The sequence below is a fragment of the Pseudogemmobacter sp. W21_MBD1_M6 genome, assembly GCF_052119585.1.
GTDB lineage: Bacteria > Pseudomonadota > Alphaproteobacteria > Rhodobacterales > Rhodobacteraceae > JBGQOJ01.
This window is the reverse complement of the sequence record NZ_JBGQOJ010000002.1, coordinates 175,719-192,869: the sequence shown is the minus strand read 5'-3', so window position 1 is coordinate 192,869 and position 17,151 is coordinate 175,719. Positions and strand designations below refer to the sequence as shown.

The following is a 17,151-nucleotide window of genomic DNA, read 5'->3' as shown; positions in this document are numbered from 1 at the left end:
TATAAACGAATACTTATATTCGTGTTTGTGAATTTAAAAGACAGACTTATCCGAAGGAATATCAACCATGCGCCCCAACCTTGCCGTCCTTCTGCTCGCGCTAGCCCTGCCCCTTGCCGCCCCTGCGCAGGATCAGGTCACGCTGGCCGCCACGACCCTTCCTGTCTGGAAGGCGGTCTACGGGCGGATCGAGGCGCGCGACCGCATTCCCGCACGGGCCAGACTGGGCGGAACTTTGGTCAGCCTTTCGGTGACCGAGGGCGACACCGTGACCGCAGGGCAGGTTCTGGCGCAGATTGTCGACGCCAAGATCAACTTTCAGCTGTCGGCAATCGACGCGCAGGTTCAGGCGATGACCGCACAACTGGGCAACGCCAAGGCAGAGCTGACGCGCGGCGAGGAATTGCTGAGCCGTGGCGTGACCACCGCCCAGCGGCTGGACGGGCTACGCACACAGGTTGACGTGCTGAACGGGCAGATCGCCGCGATTCAGGCGGACCGCAAGGTGATAGAACAACAGGCCGCCGAAGGGGCCGTGCTTGCGCCGATCAGTGGCCGCGCCCTGTCTGTGCCCGCAGCCGCAGGTGCCGTCGTTCTGCCCGGAGAGGTGGTTGCGACCATTGGTGGTGGCGGAATTTTCCTGCGTCTGGCCGTCCCGGAACGCCACGCCGGTTTTCTGACCGAGGGCGACACAATCGAGATCGAAGACGCAACAGGCGTGCAAACCGGCACGCTCGCGCGGATTTATCCGCTGATCGAGAATGGCCGCGTGATTGCCGATGTCGATGTTGCCGGCCTGAGCGAGGCGTTTGTCGATGCGCGGGTGCTGGTGCGCCTGCCCGTCGGCGAGCATCAGGCGCTTTTGGTGCCGGTCGCGGCGGTCATCACCCGGTCGGGGCTGGATTTTGTGGCAACCACAGGGCCTGATGGGCCCGCCGAGCGGACCGTGATCCTGGGAGACCGTCATGTGATCGACGGCGCCGAGATGGTCGAGGTCGTCACCGGCCTGACCGCAGGCGCAACCGTGGTGATCCCCAATGAATGAGCCGCAATTCCAGGGCCCGCTGGGCATCGCCGGTCGCCTGACCCGCGCCTTTATCACATCGCCCCTGACGCCCCTGTTCATCATCGCGGCCCTTGCCGTGGGCCTTGTGGCGCTGATCTCGCTGCCGCGCGAGGAAGAGCCGCAGATCTCTGTTCCGCTTGTGGATATTCATTTGCAGGCCTCGGGCCTGAAGGCCGAGGATGCGGTGAAATTGGTCACAGAGCCGCTTGAGACCATCATCAAGGGCATCGACGGGGTCGAGCATGTCTATTCGCAGACCCGCGACAATGCCGCCATGGTCACGGCCCGGTTCAAGGTGGGCACCCCCGCCGACACCGCCATCCTGCGGGTCCACGGCAAGCTGCGCGCCAATATGGACCGCATTCCCGTCGGCATTCCCGAACCTTTGGTTGTGGGGCGCGGGATCGACGATGTGGCCATTGTCGCGCTGACCTTCACCCCTGCGGCGGGGACAGATGTGTCCGCCAATGATCTGACGCGCATCGTGCGCGAGGTCCGCACCGAGGTGGCGAAAACCCCCGATGTCGGGCTGACCTATATTGTTGGCGAAGCCGCCGAGGCGATCCGCATTGCCCCCGATCCAGAGCGTCTGGCGCTATACGGCGTCACGTTGCAACAGCTGGCGGGCAAGGTTCAGGCGGCCAATCGGACGTTCTCGACCGGCCTGTTGCGGGACGGCGGCGAACAGATCGACCTTGCCGCCGGTGAAACCCTGACCGCACCCGCGCAGATCGCCAACCTTTTGCTGACCACGCGCGACAACAGGCCGGTCTATGTGACCGATGTGGCGACGGTGGAATACGTCAGCGATACCTCTGAGCAGATTGTGTCCAATATCACCCGCGACGACGGCGGCCGCATCACCCGCACCCCTGCGGTGACCCTGGCCGTGGCAAAGCGTGCCGGTTCCAACGCCGTTCTGGTGGCGGAACAGGTGCTGCACACGGTCGAGGCGCTGAAGGGCGGATTGATCCCCGACGGCGTGCATGTCGAGATCACCCGCGACTATGGCGAAACCGCCAATGAAAAGGCGAACGAGCTGTTGTTCCACCTTGGTCTGGCGACGGTCTCGATCATCGCGCTGGTCTGGCTTGCCATCGGCTGGCGCGAGGCGGCGGTGGTGGCCATTGTCATTCCCGTGACGATCCTGCTGACGCTGTTTGCGGCCTATATCATGGGCTACACCCTGAACCGCGTGTCCCTGTTCGCGCTGATCTTTTCGATCGGTATTCTGGTGGATGACGCCATCGTGGTGATCGAGAACATCGCGCGGCACTGGGGCATGGACCCGCAAAAAAGCCGCGTCACTGGCGCGATCGAGGCGGTGGCCGAGGTCGGCAACCCCACAATCGTCGCGACCCTGACCGTGGTGGCCGCCCTGCTGCCAATGCTGTTCGTGTCCGGCCTGATGGGCCCGTATATGAGCCCGATTCCCGCCAATGCTTCTGCCGCGATGATCTTTTCGTTCTTCGTGGCGGTGATCATCACGCCTTGGCTGATGGTCAAGATCGCCGGCCGCGCCAAGATGTCCGGCCACGCCGATGACGACGCCTATGGCGGGCATCCGGGCGGCGCTTTGGGGCGGATCTATGCCAATGTCGCCCGCCCGCTGTTGGCATCAAAGGCCCGCAGTCTGGCGTTTCTGCTGGTCACGGCAGCACTGTCGTTCGGGTCTCTGGCGGCGCTTTACACCAAGGACGTGACGGTCAAGCTGTTGCCGTTCGACAATAAATCCGAACTTTCGGTCGTGATCGACATGGCCGAGGGGGCCTCGGTCGAGGCGACGGACGCGGTGGCGCAATCGGTGGCGCGGGTGGTGATGGACCTGCCGGAGGTGATCTCTGCCCAGACCCATGCCGGGGCCGCAGCACCCTTCAACTTCAACGGGCTGGTCCGGCATTATTACCTGCGGGGCGAACCGAACCTTGGCGATGTGCAGATCAACCTGACGCCAAAGGCGGACCGCGACCGTGCCAGCCATGACATTGCACTGGACATTCGCACGCGGCTGGCGGCCCTTGACCTGCCCGAAGGCACCAACCTGAAAACCGTCGAACCGCCCCCCGGCCCGCCGGTAATCGCGACCCTTCTGGCCGAGATCTATGGCCCTGATGCCAACACCCGCCGAGAGGCCGCAGCGAAGGTGCGCGAGGCGTTCAGGTCCGTGCCCTTCATCGTCGATGTCGATGACAGCTTCGGCAGCCGGGCCCGCCGGTTGCGGGCGACGATCTCGACCGATGATCTGGAATTCTTCGGGGTGCAGGAAAGCGACGTGTTCGACACGATGGCGATCCTGAACGGTACAACGACGGTGGGCTATTCGCACCGTGGCGAAGGCCGCGCCCCGATCCCGATCCAGATCGCGCGCAACAAGGGGGACCGGGTGATGGACGAGCGGTTCCTGTCCACCCCGATCCCCGCCAATGTCCTGCCGGGCGCGCGCGGTGTGGTCGAGTTGGGCGACGTGATCCGCGTGGCGGATGAGCGCGCCTCTTACCCGGTGTTCCGCCACAACGGGCGCGACGCCGAAATGGTTACGGCGGAAATGGCCGGCGAATTCGAGGCGCCGCTTTATGGCATGATCGCCGTATCACAGGCGCTGGACGCGATGGACTGGGCCCCCGGCACCAAGCCCGTGATCCGCCTGAACGGACAGCCAGAGGACGAATCCGTCACCACCCTGCTGTGGGACGGCGAATGGGAGGTGACCTTTGTCACCTTCCGCGACATGGGGGCGGCCTTTGGCGTGGCGCTGTTGGCGATTTACATTCTGGTGGTTGCGCAGTTCGGTTCGTTCCGCTTGCCGCTGGTCATCCTGACGCCGATCCCGCTGACCTTTCTGGGGATCATCGCGGGGCACTGGCTGTTCGGCGCGCCGTTTTCCGCGACCTCGATGATCGGGTTTATCGCGCTGGCGGGGATTATCGTGCGGAATTCGATCCTGCTGGTGGATTTCATCCGCCACGCGGACGAGACCGGAAAAACCAAGATCGACATCCTGATAGAGGCTGGCGCGATCCGGTTCAAACCGATCCTGCTGACCGCGATTGCGGCGATGATCGGGGCAGTTGTGATCCTGTCCGACCCGATTTTCCAGGGCCTTGCGATCTCGCTTTTGTTCGGGTTGCTGTCATCCACGCTTCTGACGGTGCTTGTGATTCCGGCGATCTACCGCGTGTTCAAAACATAGCGCATACCGCGCCCTGGCAGCGCCCCACGTCGGGTGCTGCCAGGGGTTGTAAAAGGCGAAACATGCCCCCGTTTCCCGGTTATTCGGCGTATACGCCCTGCGGGTGATTGATTTCCAAAGAGTAGCGCCAAACGCAATGGCGGTTGCGGCACTAAATGGATTAATATCCAAACGCAATCATTTGTTTTTACAACAATAATATGAAATTTCGACCATCCGTCCAAAGACGGAAATTCTGCACGCCCTGCGCTGGCACTCATCCTAAAAGATGTCGTCCTTAAGCCCAGTTGGAGGTGCCGCCCATCCCCTGCATACTTTCACGAGCGCGTATCCGCCGAAGCAATCCGGCGCGATGATTATTTTGCGTCGCCTGTCTGAATTTGACCGACAAAGGAATTTCAAGATGCCTCTACTCGATGGATCACTGGACGACTGGACCGCTGACAAACGTCTTGACGTTCCGGGCACAGGGGCTGCCGGTTTCGCGCTTTATGGCGACCTGATTGGCGATGTGTTCTACTTTGCCATTTCGTCCGACACAGCCGTGATCGGCACCAATACCACCATCTGGCTGGACAGCGACCTGAACCGCGCGACCGGCTACCAGATCTGGGGGTTTGCGGGCGGTGCCGAATACAACATCAATTTCGCGCCCGACGGTTCGGTTAACCTTTACACTGGCGCGGACGGGCAGACGTTCGTCGCGGCGCTGGAATTTGCCTACAACTCTACCCTGACCGCCGTCGAGATCGCCCTTCCGCAAAGCCTGATGGCAAATAGCCCCACTGCGCTACGGGTGTTTGCCGATGTCAATAATTCGGTTTTCATCCCCAACGACTATTCCAACAACAACTTCATCATCCAGAATCTGCCCATCGTCAGTCAGGGCGCGATCACGCTGGACGGCGATCTTGGCGACTGGGGGGCCGCTACGCGACTTGATACCGTCGCGACAGGCACGGCGGGCTATGGCATTTACGGCGATGTGCAGGGCGACGCCTATGTTTTTGCCATTTCGTCGGACACCGTGCCAATCGGCGCGAATACCACGATCTGGCTGGATACCGACATCGACCGCAGCACCGGCTACCAGATCTGGGGGTTCACCGGCGGCGTTGAATACAACGTGAATTTCACCGCCGATGGCACGGCCAACCTTTACACAGGTGCCGCCGGACAGACATTCGTCGCGGCGCTGGACTATAAATACAACGCAGACCGCAGTGTGGTCGAACTGGTCATCCCCAAGGCCCTGATCGCGGGCAGCCCCGATGTGGTGCGGATCTTTGCCGATGTGAATGACAGCGCCTTCCTGCCGAACGATTACGCGAATGTGGATATTCTGGTGGGCACGCCCCCGGTTGTCGACCTTCCGACGGTTACCCTTGGCACGGTCACGCTGGACGGGTCGCTGGCCGATTGGGCCACGGGCACACGGCTGGACACCCTCGCGACAGGCGCGGCGGGATACGGGATTTACGGCGATGTGCAGGGGGGGGCTTTCGTTTTTGCCCTGTCCTCGGACAGCGTGAAAATCGGGTCGAATACGACGATCTGGCTGGATACCGACATGGACCGCGGCACCGGCTATCAGATCTGGGGGTTCACCGGAGGGGCGGAGTACAACATCAACTTCACCGCCGACGGCAAGGCCAACCTTTACACCGGCGGCGCGGGCGAAACCCTGATCGCCGCGCTTGATTATCGCTATAATGCCGATCACACCGTGGTCGAATTGGCCGTGGCAAAAGACCTGCTGGCGGGGGCGCCCGACATGATCCGCATCTTTGCGGATGTGAACAACGCGGTATTTGTGCCCAACGACTATGCCAATGTGAACTTCTTTGTCGGCAGCGCGCCGCTGGTCACTTATGGCGCGGTGACGCTGGACGGTGTGTTGAACGACTGGGACCTTGCCGCGACACGACTGGACACGGCCGCCACCGGAACCGACGGTTTCGGCTTTTATGGCGATGTGCAGGGCAACGCCTTTGTCTTTGCGCTGACGGCGGATGCGGTTGCGATTGGCGGCAACACCACCATCTGGCTGGACACCGACCTGAACCGTGCGACCGGCCACCAGATTTTTGGGCTGACGGGGGGCGCGGAATACAACATCAACATCGCCGCCGATGGACAGGTCGGGCTGTATACCGGCGACGCGGGCCAGACTTTTGTGTCCGCGCTTGATTTTCATTACAACGCCGACAAAAGCGTGATCGAAATCGCGGTGGCCAAAGACCTGATGGCAGGCAGCCCCGACGCGGTTCGGGTCTATGCCGATGTGAACAACGCGGTCTTCCTGCCGGGCGACTACGCCACCACGGACATCTTTGTAAGTTCGCCCACCATCCCGGTCGAGGCAAACCCGGCGTTGCGCGTGGCCATCGTCTATTCCGAGACCTCGGCGAATAATTTCTACGACAAGACCGCCTATGGCCAACTGTTCCTGTCGGCGCAAAATCAGGCGATGCAGGGGGGCATTCCGTTTGACGTGCTGTCAGAGGCGGACTTGCTGGATGTGGCCAACCTGACCGGCTATGACGCCATCGTCTTTCCCGGCTTCTCGAATGTCGAAAGCGCCAATCTGGCGGCGATCACCGAGGCGCTGACGCTGGCCACGCAGGTCTACGGCGTCGGGCTGATCGCTGCGGGCAACTTTATGACCAACGACGAGACAGGCGCCGCGATCGCGGGCGATTCCTATGCGCGGATGAAGGCGCTGTTGGGGGTGACACTGGACGGGTTCGGCACGACGCAGGGCTTTGATCTGGTGGCGCTGGACGGCACGAACCCCATTCTGGATGGCTATGGCACCGGAGAGCTTGTCGGGACATATGCCAACATCTCCTACCAGCGGTTTTCCGATGTGACAAACGCGGGCGAGGTTCTGTTCAACCAGATCGTGTCGGCCGACGGGGTGACCTCTGATGCCTATGCCGCCGCCATCGCCACCACGACCGCCGCGCGCAATGTGCATTTCTCCTCGGATGCGGTCATGGGCAATACCAACATTCTGGGCGAGGCCATAGATTGGGTCGTGAACGGCGATGCGGTTGACGTGTCTTTGGCGATGACGCGCGGAACATCGCTGTTCTATTCGCGCACCGACATGGACCAGTCGCAAGAGGTTTACGACGTGCAGGAGCAGACACCGGGCATCTACGATGCGCTGCTGCCGATCCTTCAGAACTGGTATGACACCTACGGGTTTGTCGGTTCTTATTACATCAACATCGGCGCCAATCCGCCGGATCAGACAACCGATTGGTCGATCTCGAAACCCTATTATGATCAGTTGCTTGCGCTGGAAAATGAAATCGGCACGCACAGCTGGACCCACCCCGAGGACACCAATCTGCTGATCGCGGACACACCAGAGCTGTTGGCGATCCTTGCAAAGGTCAATCCGGCCAATCCGAACGCGGTTGATCCCTGGACATTAAGCAATGCGGAACAGGCGCTGCTGCTGACCTCGTTCACCTTCCAGTTCGACTATTCCAAGCTGAAGATCGAGCAGGAGCTGGGCATCACCATCACCGGCACAGCCGTGCCCGGCGCGCCTGAAAAGCTGGACGCATCGCAGCAGATCATCCAGTTCTTCAATTATATGAGCGGTGGATATTCCGGCACCGGCGCGGGCTATCCCGGGGGGTTCGGCTTTTTGACGCCCGAGTTGACCGACAAGGTCTATCTGGCGCCGAACATGTCGTTCGACTTTTCGCTTGTCGGGTTCCAGGGGCTGACCGCAGCCGAGGCCGCATTGGTCTGGGCGGCGGAATATGCTGAAATCACAACCCATGGCACGACGCCGATCATCGCCTTTCCGTGGCATGATTACGGCCCCACGAACTGGAACCTTGGGGATGCGGTTCAGCTGAACTATAACTTGCAGATGTTCGAGGCGGTGATCGCGCAGGCTGCGGCAGACGGGGCAGAATTTGTCACCGGAGCAGAGCTTGCCTCGCGGATTGCCAGCTTTGCGGCCAGTGACCTGAGCGTCACACAGGCGGGCAACGTGATCACCGCGACGGTTGGATCCAGCGATGCGGGGTCGTTCGCACTTACCATCGGTGACGGCGCGACGACGATTGCCAGCGTCGCGGACTGGTATGCCTATGACGACAATCAGGTGTTCCTGCCCGCGTCCGGCGGCACATTCCAGATCACCACCGGCCCGGTCGCGGTCGATGTGACCCATCTGACCCTTCTGCCGATGCGCGGCGATCTTCTGTCGGTCAGCGGCGACGGATCGAACCTTGAATTCGCATTCAACGGCAAGGGCAATGTGGTGGTCGATCTGCGGGCGCAGGGCACGGATGCGGTTGTCATCACCGGCGCGGATGGCGGTTCGGTCAACGGCGACCTTGTGACGCTGGCCTTCGACACGCTGGCGGATCATGCGGTCAGCCTTGGCTATACCACGGGCGCGACCGTTGTCGGATCTGCCGGATCGGATGTCATACTGGGCGGCAGCGGCGCGGACCGTATCGAGGGCGGGACCGGCAACGACACCATGAACGGTGGCGCTGGCGCGGATACCTTCGTGTTTGTTCCGACGACGGGTCAGGACATCATCCTCGATTTTGCAACCGGCGTGGATCAGGTGGAATTCGGTGCCTTCGACTTTGCCTCGACTACCATCGCGGAAACGACAGAGGGGCTGCTGATGAGCTTTGCCACGGGCGACACCCTGCTGTTCGCGGGGCTGACCGCGACGGGCGTCAACGACACCACGGACTTCATCTATCAGGACATCCCGCTGGTTTAAGCGGGTGCCACCACCCCCGCATTTTCGGGGGTCAGGACAGATAGGCCGGATTTTTTGCAAGAATTTCAGATGGGAGAACAGGGACATGTGCGGAATTATTGGTGTGCTGGCCAATCGTCCTGCGGCGCCGATCATCATGGCGGCACTTGGACGGCTTGAATACCGCGGCTACGACAGCGCGGGTATGGTTTCTGTCCACAAGGGATCAATGGACCGGCGTCGCGCGAGTGGAAAACTATCGTCGCTTGCTGCCTTGCTGGAACAACAGCCCCTGATGGGCAGCAGCGGCATAGGTCATACCCGATGGGCCACTCACGGTTTGCCAAACGAGGCAAATGCCCATCCTCATCGCGCAGGTCCGGTGGCCGTGGTCCATAACGGGATCATCGAGAACTACCTGGATCTGCGCGCCGAACTGACTGCCGAGGGTTGGGGTTTTTCCTCTGAAACCGACAGCGAGGTCATCGCGACGCTTTGCGCGTCGATGCTGCGGCGCGGGCTGGCGCATGAGGACGCCGCCGCCGCGACCATCGCACGGCTTAAGGGGGCCTACGCCCTTTGCCTGATGTTCGAAGGGGTCGATAATCTGATGATCTGTGCCCGCCGCGGATCGCCCTTGGTGATCGGCTATGGCGACGGCGAGGCCTTTGTCGGGTCGGATGCCATCGCGCTGGCGCCGCTGACCGACCGCATCGCCTATCTTGACGAAGGCGACTGGGCGGTCATCACCCGAAATTCGGTCCGCATCCACGACGCCGAAGGCAGCATCGTGACCCGCGACGTCAACACTGTCTCGCTGGAGACGATGATTGCCGACAAGGGCCAGCACCGGCACTTTATGGCCAAGGAAATTCACGAACAGCCCACAGTTGCCGCGCGTGCGCTGGGGTTCTGGATCTCGCGCAGCGACCAGACCGTCGATTGCGCCGCCAAGGCGCTGGACTGGGCGGCGATCCCGCGCCTGACGATCATCGCCTGCGGCACCGCCTATCTGGCGGGGCATGTGGCTAAAACGTGGTTCGAACAACTGGCAAAACTGCCCGTCGAAATCGACATTGCATCCGAATTCCGCTACCGCGAGCCGCCACTGCCCAAGGGCGGCGTCACGCTTGTGGTCAGCCAGTCGGGCGAAACCGCCGACACGCTGGCGGCGCTGCGCTATGCGAAATCCTGCGGGCAGCAGACGCTTGCGCTGGTCAATGTCAGCAGCTCGACCATCGCGCGCGAGGCGGATATTTCCATGCCGATCCACGCCGGCCCCGAAATCGGGGTGGCCTCGACCAAGGCGTTCTCGGCACAGCTGATCTGCTTCGCGGCCCTTGCCATTCTGGTGGCAAAGCAACGCGGAACGATCGACCGCGCCGAGGAACTGCGCCTGATCGGCCTGTTGTCCACCGTGCCGCGCATTCTGGCCGAAGCGATTGCACTGGAACCGGCGCTGGCCAGTCTTGCCTCCGATATCGCCGATGCCAAGGACGTCCTGTTTCTGGGGCGCGGGCAGATGCACGCCATGGCGCTGGAAGGCGCGCTGAAGCTGAAGGAGATCACCTATATCCACGCCGAAGGCTATGCCGCAGGCGAACTGAAGCATGGCCCCATCGCCCTGGTGGACGAGGCGATGCCGGTGATCGCGCTGGCACCGCATGACGCCTTGTTCGAGAAGATGTCGTCGAACCTGCGCGAGGTCATGGCCCGAAAGGGGCGCGTCGCGCTGTTGAGCGATCCGGCGGGGATCGCTCAGCTTGGGCAGGACGCCTGGCGCAGCGTGACCCTGCCGCAAACCGACCCGTTCATTGCCCCCTTCACCTATGCCGTAGCGATCCAGCTGATCGCCTATCACACGGCCTTGGCCAAGGGGACCGATGTCGATCAGCCGCGCAATCTCGCGAAGTCGGTGACGGTGGAATAGTGACGTTCCGGCTGCTGGAGAGCCGGTTTTGGATGTTGATTTAAGGATGGGGAACGGTCCATGACAAAATGTATTTTGGCGACAGGCGGCGCGGGCTATATCGGTTCGCATGTGGTGACGGAACTATTGGATGCCGGATACCGCGTTGTAATTCTTGATAACTTTGAAAACTCCGACCCTGATGTCGTGCGCCGGATCAAACGGATCACAGGGCGCAATGTGTCGCTGGTGACCGGCGATGTGCGCGACCGTGGCACGGTGGAACGGGTCTTGCGGATGTACAATGTGGATGCGGTGATCCATCTGGCGGGCAAAAAGGCGGTGGGTGAATCCGTGGCCGACCCGATGCTGTATTTCGGTGACAACCTGAACGGCGCGATCTCGCTTTTGACGGCGATGAAGGGGGCCGGCGTGTCCAGGCTGGTGTTCTCGTCCTCGGCCACGGTGTACGGCATTCCCAAGACCCTGCCTGTGACCGAATCCGCCAGGGTCAGTGTCACCAATCCCTATGGCCGCACAAAGCTGATCATCGAGGAAATGATCGACGACCTTATTGCCTCTGACCCGACATTCGCGGCGATTTCGTTGCGGTATTTCAACCCCGTTGGCGCCCATGAAACCGCGCTGATCGGGGAAAACCCGCGCGGCATCCCGAACAACCTGTTCCCCTTTGTGGCGCAGACCGCCGCGGGCGAACGCGACCGTGTCCAGGTCTTTGGCGGTGATTACGACACCCCCGACGGCACCGGGATGCGCGACTATATCCACGTTGTCGATCTGGCAAAGGGGCATGTGGCCGCGATCCGGCGCATGATGTCGGAAAACGAGACAGGGCAGCACCGGCGCATCAACCTTGGTACCGGCACAGGCTACACCGTTCTTCAGGTGATCGAGGCCTTCTCGAAAGCCTGCGGATTTCCGATTCCCTATGCTATAGTGCCCAGACGTGCCGGTGACGCCGCCGCCTCTGTGGCCGATCCGTCCTATGCAAAGCAATGTCTGGGATGGAGAGCGACGTTCGGGCTGGACCGGATGTGTCAGGATCAGTGGGCCTTTAATTCCCGGGTTCAGGCCGCAGAAAAGATGCCGCCGTCGCGGACGCGACCCAATGGCAAGATGGCAGAGTACAGCCCCCTGCCGCAACCGCCGCTGGTCGCGCCCGATAGGTTGCACCACTAACAAGACGCCCCGCGCCGCTTGTTTTGGATCGGCGCGGGGATTTGAGACGATGTTCAGTGCCTGTTCGTAAAGAAGTGACCGATTTGAGAAAACTGTTGATCATGACCTGCGCCGCCGCCGGATTCGGAGTGGGATTTGGGGGTGGGATCGCGCTGCTGGGGCAAGCCTCGGCAGAGCCATTGGTGCGCCTGTTCAACCCGACGCCCCCCCTGACACCCTGCGCCACACCCACACGGGGCGGTGCCCTGACCCGTGCGCTGGCCCGCGGGTTCGGGGTGCAATACTGGGGCGACGGGTATTCGGCGGCTGACCTTGCCAAGGCCCCCCACGGGTTGCTGATTGTCGAGGCCAGCAAGGTCGGCGCATTGCACACCGCAGACGGGCGCGAACAGCTGTTCACCAAGGACGAGGTCGCAATGATAAGCCGCGATGGCACGCGGCCGGTGATCGCCTATCTCAATGTTGCCGAGATCGAGGACTACCGCGACTATTGGGTGAATAGCCAAAGCACCGATCCGCGCAACTGGTTCGGCCCCCGGACCGCCCATGACGAACGTCTGGCCACCTACTGGACGCCAGAGTGGGAGGCGATCCTGCTGGAGCGCGTCGACCGGCTGATGGCGCTGGGGTTCAACGGTTTGTTTCTGGACGACGTGCTGCATTATTACAGCTTTGGCACCGGCACGGGGCTGGACTGGCCCGATGGCATGCCGGTGGATGGTCCGCAATCCGCGCCCGGCCATGCCCGCGCGATGATGGCGCTGGTGCAAAAGATATCGGCCCGCGCAAAGGAATCGCCCTGTGGCGCGATCATTGTGGTGAACAACGGGGCCTACATCGGGCGCGACGCCGGACCGGACAGCGATGATAAGGCCGCACAGGCCAGGTTTGCCAGCTACCTTGGGTCGATCGACGCGATCCTGATGGAGAACATCTTTGGTTCTGCGACAGAGGCGCAGACCGTGCAGGCCCTGCAAGAGGATTACCAGCATCGGGGGGTCAAGGTGCTCTCGCTGGATTACACCAGCCATTTTCAGGACGAGGGCACGGCGCGTCTGCAAGACGATATAACCGCGCGCGCGGCAAAGGTCGGCTTTGTTCCCTATGTCGCACAGAACGAGGCGTTCGACAGGCTTTATCCGCCTAGTTCGGAATTGATGCCGGATCAAGCCTTGCAATAAAGCTGCCGCGCAGCGCGTCCAACAGGCGCGGGTCCTGCACCGCCCCCCCCAACAAGCCCGCAAACGCGTCCGTCCCGCGCAGAGTGTTGGCGGTATAGACCCAGATATCCTTGTCCCAATCGCTCAGGGGTTGCTGTGCCGCGCTGACCAGATCCGCATAAGCCTCTGCCGTGCGGTGATGGGCGCGGGCCCATGCGGCGCCGATCAACGGGGCTTTGCGCAACAGGGCCGGTGTCAACAAGGCCCGGTAGGGCGTCAACGCCCCCGCCCCCTGATAGCGCAGGAACTGCATCAGAACCGGGATCAGCACATCTTCCTCTATCCGGCTTTGCGTGCGTGAGGACAGCGCCTGTCGCAGCCCGCGCAGGTCGCCTGTCATTTCGGCCATGACGGTATAGGTCGCCCATTCCTCGTTCGACACCACAAGGGACCGCGCCAGATTGCGGCGCTGCAATTCCAGCGCAATCGCACGGTGCCCGCTCTTGGCAAAGGTCAGGATCATGCTGTGGCCGGTGTCGGGGGACGACTGCAAGGCCCGCAGGGCCAGCGCCGCCGCCTGCGCGATTGCGCCCCGCCCGATCAGAACCGGCACCGCAATGTCCAGCGGGGCCTGATCGTAATCCGCATCCCTATACCAGATCAGGGCAACCGCCGCTGCATCATCGGGGCGGCCGGTTTCCACCAGAAAATCCACCAGCCGCATCTTGAACGCATCCGCCACCTTCGTCTCGCCCGCCGCCACCACACGATACAGTGCCTCCAGCGGTTCGAACTGGCGCGTGGACGACAACAGATCCGCCAGCCGGATCACTTCCCAATCGGATAGGCGCCGGGGTGGCACCGATTGCAGCACCGTAATTTCGGCGGCCTTGTTCTGCCCGATCCGGTGGTAAAGCCCCAGCGCCTTGCGCCGCTCGGGCGTTGGCGTGTCGGCATAGGCTGCGGTCAGATGGGTGATCGCGCCGGACAGGTCGCCGTTGATCCGCGCGATCTCTGCCAGATCGTCCTGCACCAGCGCGGTCAGGGGCTTTACCCCGCTCAGACGCACCAGCGCACGTCGCGCCGTCGCCATATCGCCGGACATCATCGCAAGATCGGCATGGGTCAGGCTGAGATTATCGCTGAATTCGGTTGCATCGGACGCCCTGTTCAGCCGGACCAGCGCGTCATCGGGTTCCATCATCGCCAGCTCTCCCTCGAAGCGGACGGTCGGGGATGGTAGAAGGAACAGGATGGCCAGCACGGCAAGCGCGCAAAACCCCGAAAGCATCAAGACATATCGTTGCATCGCATTTTCCCTGACTTAACACTGACCGGTTACTGTGATTGTGAATTCCGCGCTTTCATAGGCGGGCACCGTAAAGTGTAACGCGCCGTCCGGCGCCGATTGCACCGTTTCGTCCAGCAAGATGACAGCCTCGTCCGCTGCGGGCGTCGCATGCAAGGCGTAGGCCTGATCGGGCGCGCCGAACCATGTCATCGGCCCATCGCCCTGCCCCGCCGCAGTGATCCGGCTGGTGCATCCCTTATGTTGCAGGTCGGTTATGGTGAACCGGCTGTCACCCAGAGCCAGCGCGCCCATAGCGGTCTCTATCCCCGAGGCGCGATCGCTTTGCACAACCGAGATCACCGGCTCGGGGGTCGCGGGGTTCAGGGCAATATAAAGTGCATCGCCCGACCGCCTTGCCCCCAGAACGCCGCTGCTGGCCGCGACATCCAGACTGATCGCCCCGGCCCCGTCAAAGCGGATTGTTTGTAGCGCTCCGCGGTCCTGAATGCGCCAGACATTTGCGCTGTCTTGATGGGCGCGGACGGTTTGAAACCCCTGAACCACCCCGACATAGGCCGCCGCCGTGACCGGAATGAAATCCCCGATGCGCGCGCGGTCCAGCAAGGTCTCGATCGCACGGCGAGTTCCGAAATCGACGGCAGAGCGCGCCGAAAACGCAAGGTGGAACGGTTTAAGCCGCATCGGTGCCTCGGTCCAGGCCAGGGTTTCGGCAAAGGCATGGAAGCCGTAGATCGGGGTGGTCCAGTAATTTGTGTAGGTCTCGTCACCGCTCAGGGCGTTGTAGACCTGCAAATGACTGCCCACCGGCGCAGTAAAGGGCGACAGCAAAGACACCGACGGCGCGAACTGGTTATAGCGCCCGCCGCCGCCCCCCAATGCGGCAATGCCCGCATCCTGCACGACCGCCAGTGCCGTCTCGAACGGGCGCGCGTCGCCGGTCCACAAAAACGCCGATGGCGCGCGCCCTTCCGGCGCAAGTGCGGCGGCATCGGCCAATGCACCGGTGGTTTCCGAAACCACATTGAACGGGTCGCGGGAATAGTGGCGCGGCGCGGTTGCCAGCCGGTCCGTATCGCTTTGGCCCGACGCGGAAAACGCGCCGCCAAGGCTGCGCACCGCGACATTGACCAGCCCTGTGTCGGCGTCGGCCGGACCACCGCGCAGGGCCTTCACGGCCTCTGCCTCGCCTTGCATATCATAGCGCGCGAAATAGCCCCAGTCGCGGATCAGACTGCGCCCCGTCGAGGCGATCCGCACTTGCGGCAAGGCGAACAGCCCTTTGGCGACCATCGCGCCGGTCACGGCCAGCGGCCCGCCAAGCGCGGGGTCAAGGTCGCCGATCAGAACCGCGACCGTGGCGGGAAGGTCGGGAAACGGCACGATAAGACGGTCCCGCAGAATTTCGGACCCCAGTTGCGGCTCTTCGCCAAAGCTGCGCGCGGGTTTCAGGGCAAGCCAGCCCTCTGACATCACGGTGCTGAAGAACATCCGCCGACCGTCCAGCGTCGTGACATCGGGCACAGGGACGGGCTGGTGCGACGGACCGCGCCCGAAGACCCGGTTGAAAAAGGCAAAAGGATCCAGCACCCAGAACCCGCCGCCAAGCCGGTCGTCGTAGTTCAGGGTGGCGCTGCCATGGGCATAGGCCCCCCGTGGGCCCAGAACCAGCAGGTCCAGTCCGGTGGCGTCTTGCATAATGTTGGCAGACACCCGCAACAGGGACTCGCCTTCGGCCGTCTTTCTCAGCGCGGGATAGCGACCTGTCTCGACCGTGAAACCGGTCTCGAATTCGACAAATGCGGGGTCCAGATAGGTGACCTCAGCCAGGGCACCGAAGATCTGTTCAAAGTCCGATAATTCCAACCCCAAACGGGCCAGATATGCGCTGATATCAGCCGAAGATCCGTTGCCCGATGTCACGCCGACATCGCCAAATGCGATTTGTTTCAGATCGCCGCCGCACACCGTTTCGACCTGCGCCGCCCATTTGGCGAATCCGCCGACGTTCGACAGGGCAGAATCAAACCACGACACCGTGCCCGCAAACCGTGCATCCAGCACATCGGGCGGCATGTTGGTGGCCACATCGACATACTCCAGAACATATCCCAAATGATTAAGCGGGAATTCCACAAAGCGGTGCAGTCTTGTGTCGCGGGGATCGGGCTCTTGCGTGCTGTCATACAGGGCCATCACGACACGGGGGTCCGGCAGGTTCGCCCCCGCCGGACAAGCCCGCACACCGGATGTGGCAAGGGCGGCAAAAAGCACCGCTATAGCCAGCGTCGGAACACGGAAAAATCCCCGCTGGACCACGGCGCAAAACCACCGTCCACAGATGCCGGCAGCGCCCGGAATGCGGGCGGTCCAAAGGACGGAATAACCGAAGGAATTATACAACTTTCGACGCATCGTTACTCCTAATTTCCGAAAGGATCTAATCCGAAGTTGTCTGGTTCGGGTGTAGGATGAAGGTTGATAAAAACAGGATATAACATACACTTACCTTCAGACATTTGATTGATAAAAAGCAAGTTTTTCCGTAGGACGCGACACAGGGGTTC

The 17,151-nt window shown here is 62.0% G+C and carries 8 protein-coding genes; 6 read left to right on the top strand and 2 right to left on the bottom strand.

Features of this window, described 5'->3' with window-relative positions; genetic code table 11:
• Window positions 1-67: 67 nt before the first annotated feature.
• The 6 genes from ACEN2R_RS04955 to ACEN2R_RS04930 all read left to right on the top strand — a co-directional run bounded on the left by ACEN2R_RS04955 (window position 68) and on the right by ACEN2R_RS04930 (window position 13,296).
• On the top strand, window positions 68-1,045 hold the full coding sequence (locus ACEN2R_RS04955) for an efflux RND transporter periplasmic adaptor subunit (RefSeq protein WP_442039814.1): 978 nt from the start codon (window positions 68-70) through the stop codon (window positions 1,043-1,045).
• Window positions 1,038-4,256 (top strand): efflux RND transporter permease subunit, encoded by a 3,219-nt coding sequence (locus ACEN2R_RS04950; protein WP_442039812.1) that lies wholly within the window; start codon window positions 1,038-1,040, stop codon window positions 4,254-4,256. The genes ACEN2R_RS04955 and ACEN2R_RS04950 overlap by 8 nt, the downstream gene beginning before the upstream one ends.
• 403 nt (window positions 4,257-4,659) lie before the next feature.
• Window positions 4,660-9,027 (top strand): hypothetical protein, encoded by a 4,368-nt coding sequence (locus tag ACEN2R_RS04945; RefSeq protein WP_442039810.1) that lies wholly within the window; start codon window positions 4,660-4,662, stop codon window positions 9,025-9,027.
• Between the two features lie 85 nt (window positions 9,028-9,112).
• Window positions 9,113-10,936, top strand: coding sequence for a glutamine--fructose-6-phosphate transaminase (isomerizing) (gene glmS / locus ACEN2R_RS04940; RefSeq protein WP_442039808.1), 1,824 nt, complete (start codon window positions 9,113-9,115; stop codon window positions 10,934-10,936).
• Window positions 10,937-10,996: 60 nt separating this feature from the next.
• The gene (gene galE / locus ACEN2R_RS04935; protein ID WP_442039806.1) at window positions 10,997-12,115 is read left to right on the top strand and encodes a UDP-glucose 4-epimerase GalE; all 1,119 of its coding nucleotides are present in this window, start codon (window positions 10,997-10,999) and stop codon (window positions 12,113-12,115) included.
• 83 nt (window positions 12,116-12,198) lie between these two features.
• The gene (locus ACEN2R_RS04930) at window positions 12,199-13,296 is read left to right on the top strand and encodes an endo alpha-1,4 polygalactosaminidase (protein WP_442039804.1); all 1,098 of its coding nucleotides are present in this window, start codon (window positions 12,199-12,201) and stop codon (window positions 13,294-13,296) included.
• Here ACEN2R_RS04930 and ACEN2R_RS04925 read toward each other — a convergent pair.
• A complete protein-coding gene (locus ACEN2R_RS04925; RefSeq protein WP_442039802.1) occupies window positions 13,259-14,584 on the bottom strand; it encodes a tetratricopeptide repeat protein in 1,326 nt (441 codons plus the stop codon). The two genes, ACEN2R_RS04930 and ACEN2R_RS04925, sit on opposite strands and share 38 nt — an antisense overlap.
• A 15-nt stretch (window positions 14,585-14,599) precedes the next feature.
• Complete coding sequence (locus tag ACEN2R_RS04920; RefSeq protein WP_442039800.1) at window positions 14,600-16,999, bottom strand: hypothetical protein; 2,400 nt, start codon at window positions 16,997-16,999, stop codon at window positions 14,600-14,602.
• Window positions 17,000-17,151: the final 152 nt, after the last annotated feature.

Excerpts from the sequence above, each read along its gene's own strand:
- ACEN2R_RS04925 (WP_442039802.1), bottom strand. The coding sequence starts at position 14,584 with ATGCAACGATATGTCTTGATGCTTTCGGGGTTTTGCGCGCTTGCCGTG.
- ACEN2R_RS04945 (WP_442039810.1), top strand. The coding sequence starts at position 4,660 with ATGCCTCTACTCGATGGATCACTGGACGACTGGACCGCTGACAAACGT.
- galE (WP_442039806.1), top strand. The coding sequence starts at position 10,997 with ATGACAAAATGTATTTTGGCGACAGGCGGCGCGGGCTATATCGGTTCG.
- ACEN2R_RS04955 (WP_442039814.1), top strand. The coding sequence starts at position 68 with ATGCGCCCCAACCTTGCCGTCCTTCTGCTCGCGCTAGCCCTGCCCCTT.
- ACEN2R_RS04950 (WP_442039812.1), top strand. The coding sequence starts at position 1,038 with ATGAATGAGCCGCAATTCCAGGGCCCGCTGGGCATCGCCGGTCGCCTG.
- glmS (WP_442039808.1), top strand. The coding sequence starts at position 9,113 with ATGTGCGGAATTATTGGTGTGCTGGCCAATCGTCCTGCGGCGCCGATC.
- ACEN2R_RS04920 (WP_442039800.1), bottom strand. The coding sequence starts at position 16,999 with ATGCGTCGAAAGTTGTATAATTCCTTCGGTTATTCCGTCCTTTGGACC.